A 3113-nucleotide genomic window follows, 5' to 3' on the forward strand; every position below is an offset into this window, starting at 1 on the left:
CCCGGCCCGGCGGCGCCCGGCGCGCCCGCCCCGGCCAGGGCCCTCCCAGTGGACACCCGCGTGGCGGCCCGCGCCGTCACCCGGGCGACAGTCGGTCAGCCCTGCGCCTTGACCAGCGGGAACTCCAGCGAGCCGGCCGGGCAGAGGAAGGTCAGCACGTCCACCTGGTAGAGCCCAGCCTGCACGGCCGGGTCGGCCTCCATCACGCTGCGCACGTCGTCGACCGAGCCGGTGCGGGCCAGGCCGATGCCGATCGGCGGGGCCGGCTCCCGGGCGGGGCCGTCGATCGACCCGGAGACCAGCACGATCCCCCGGCGCTGCAACGCCTGCATGTGCTCGAAGTGCTCGGCCTGCAACCGCTGCACGGTCTCGCTGGGGAGGGCTCGACCGGCCGGCCCCGGATAGATCACGATGCACTCGTACGTGTCGAGCGCGAAGTCCAGCTGCGGCATCCCCGTCATGGCGCCCCCTCCCACGCTGCCGGCGTCGGCACCGCGCCGGTCTCCCCCGACTCGGCACAGCGTCGCACGCTGCGGCGGGCCGCAGCGGCCGCTCGGGCCAACTGCCTCGCCGCAGCACCCGGTTGCCGACCGGCTGGGTCGTTCGTCCAGCCGTCCTGGCCCCGTTCCGGGTGGAGCAGCCGGCGGAGCACGTGGCGGCCACCGGGGTCCGGCCCACCGGCGACGATGGCCCGGGCCGACTGACCGCACGACGGGCGGACGGGGTGCTCCCGTCCGCCCGTCGCCGGTTCACAGGGCGAAGCAGTTGGGGCGCACCGGGGCGTCGGTGAGCACCTGCCGGACCACGGTGTAGGTGGTCCCGTCGAGGATCAGGCTGAGGTGACCGACCAGCCGCAGCGGGCACCAGCTCTGGATCAGCACGTTGTTCGCGCCGTCCGACAGCGCGGCGTTGCCGATCGGCCAGACCAGCTCGTCCTGCCAGGTCCGCACGGTCGCCCAGCGGATGGCGCCCGGGGTGTCGTCCCCGCCGTTGAGGGCGGTGAGCAGGTCCGAGCCGATGGACATCTGCTGGCAGGCGACGATGCCGGCGCAGCTGCCGAGGCCGATGAACTTGAGGATGTTGGCGGCGTAGGTGCCCTGCTGGGGGCTGCCCAGGCTCACGTACCGGCCGACGGCGTCGGCGCCGCCGAGGAACTTGACGTACCAGCGGGAGACCAGGCCGCCCTCGGAATGGGCGACCAGGTCCACCTTGGCCGCACCGGTGCTGGCGCGGACCTGGTCGACGTACGTCTTGAAGGCGCGGGCGGACTCGCGGATGTCGCCGAAGCCGAGCCCGGGGATCTGGAAGATGGAGACCCTGAAGCCGTCGGCGCGCAGCCGCGCGGCGATCGGCTCGTACGCGATGGAGACGCCGATCAGGCCACCGACGACGATGACGGGATTTGCGGTCGCGGCGACGGTGGTGGTGGTGGCCGTGGCCTCGGCGGTGGTGGTGCTGGCGGTGGTGGCGCTGTCGGGGGCGGCCGCGGCGGCGGTGGCCGGGACGAGCAGTGCGGCGACGGCGGTGGTGGCGGCGAGGATCGTTCGGAGCAGCATGGCTGCACCTCCGGTGGGAGGTTCCCGGGGAGCCGGGACGGCGGGTGGGGGATCCGATCGATCGGTGGGACGATGATGCGGGTCACAATTCACACACGTCAATGCCAAGTTACGCGCCGGTAACCTGATGTCGCACTCGAGGTGTCTTCCGGCAAAGCGGGCGAACCATGACGGGGCCGACCGCGAACGCGGTCGGCCCCGGTCGGGTCCCTGGTCAGGCGGTCGGGCCGGCCTCCCCGTCCGCCACCTCGCGCAGCGCGCGGGTGGCCTGGTCGAGCAGCTTGGTGGGATCCGTCCGGCCGTTCACCTGGATCTCCGCCTCGGCGTCCCCCACCTGGATGCGGATGCTCACCTCGGTGCGCTGCTGGTCCACCCAGGACTGCACCAGGTTGAACAGGCCGGGCAACAGTCCCTGCGCCACCACCGCGATGATCACCGCGTCACTGAAGCCGGGCCGGCCGCCCTGCCCGGCGGCGTCGCGCACCGCGGCGCGGAACTCCGGCCGGCGGTGGATCCAGGCCAGCAGCGGCACCCGCGGTGGCCGGGCGGTACGCGGGGTCAGCACCATCCGCACGGGTCGCCCCGGCCGGGTGGACGGTTCGGTCATGTCGGGCTCTCCCTCAGTCGCCGCCGGGCCGGAACGTCAGCTTGCCGTCCACCACCGACAGCACCCCGACCACCTGGATCTCCTCGTCCTCGGTGAACGGCGTGGTGCCGAAGAAGCCGGTGGTGGTGCCGGTCGCCCGGGCCGACCCGCGGCCCTCGAACGGCGTCGACACCTGCGCCGAGGTCGGGCCGGTCAGGGTGAGCTGCACCGTCGGGTACCGGGTGATCTTCCAGGCGATCTTCTTCACCGTCTCCCCGCTGTAGTACCGGAACGGGCACCCCTCCGGCGCGGCCACCGTCTGGGCCGCGCAGGCGTCCAGGTACGCCTTGACGCTCTCCTCCGCCGTGGCCTGGGCCGCCGGGGCCAGCGTCGGCGTCAGGTCGGGGGTCCCCGCGCTCTCCTGCCCGGGCAGGACGTGGACGACCTGCGACGAGGTCTCGCTGAGGGCGTTGCGCTGGCCGCCGACCGTGTACGTCCCGGGCAGCAGCGCCAGCTCGACGCCCTCGTCAGCCGCCGGCGTGGGCTGGCCGTTGACGGTCAGGCCCGCCGCGCCGGGGAGGCTGAGCCGCGCGGGTGGCGCGGCGATCTGCCACCGGTGGAACAGCCCGAGGGTCGCCGACTCGTCCCGGCGCAGCGGCAGCTCGGCGCTCAGCTTCTGCCCGGCCAGGGTGTAGGCGACCTTGGCGACGGCCTCGTCGCCGTCGCGCTCGACCGAGGTGACGTCCACGTCGGTCGGCGGCTGGTAGCCCTTCCCGCCGACGATCCGGGCGAGCTGTTCGCCGTCGCCCGCCGTCGCCCTGGCGTCCGGGGTCAACGCCGCCAGGGCGGCCCGGCCGTCCCCGTCGTCCAGCGCCGAGAAGTAGGCGTCGACCGCCGCCTGCGGGCGGAACAGCAGCCACTGCGCCGTGGTGAGCGCGCCGCCGCCGAGGCAGCCGATCAGCGCCAGCGCG

The 3113-nt window shown here is 74.2% G+C and carries 4 protein-coding genes; all 4 read right to left on the minus strand.

Annotated features, from left to right (window positions below; all coding sequences use genetic code 11):
- Positions 1-95: 95 nt before the first annotated feature.
- Positions 96-461, minus strand: coding sequence for a YciI family protein (locus tag JNW89_RS32580; RefSeq protein WP_154943751.1), 366 nt, complete (start codon positions 459-461; stop codon positions 96-98).
- Positions 462-749: 288 nt separating this feature from the next.
- Positions 750-1556, minus strand: coding sequence for an alpha/beta fold hydrolase (locus JNW89_RS32585; RefSeq protein WP_238451972.1), 807 nt, complete (start codon positions 1554-1556; stop codon positions 750-752).
- Between the two features lie 214 nt (positions 1557-1770).
- Complete coding sequence (locus JNW89_RS32590; RefSeq protein ID WP_238451973.1) at positions 1771-2163, minus strand: hypothetical protein; 393 nt, start codon at positions 2161-2163, stop codon at positions 1771-1773.
- Positions 2164-2176: 13 nt separating this feature from the next.
- On the minus strand, positions 2177-3113 hold a 937-nt coding region (locus JNW89_RS32595; RefSeq protein WP_238451974.1), incomplete at its 5' end, for a nuclear transport factor 2 family protein.

Source organism: Micromonospora sp. 4G55, from assembly GCF_016803375.1.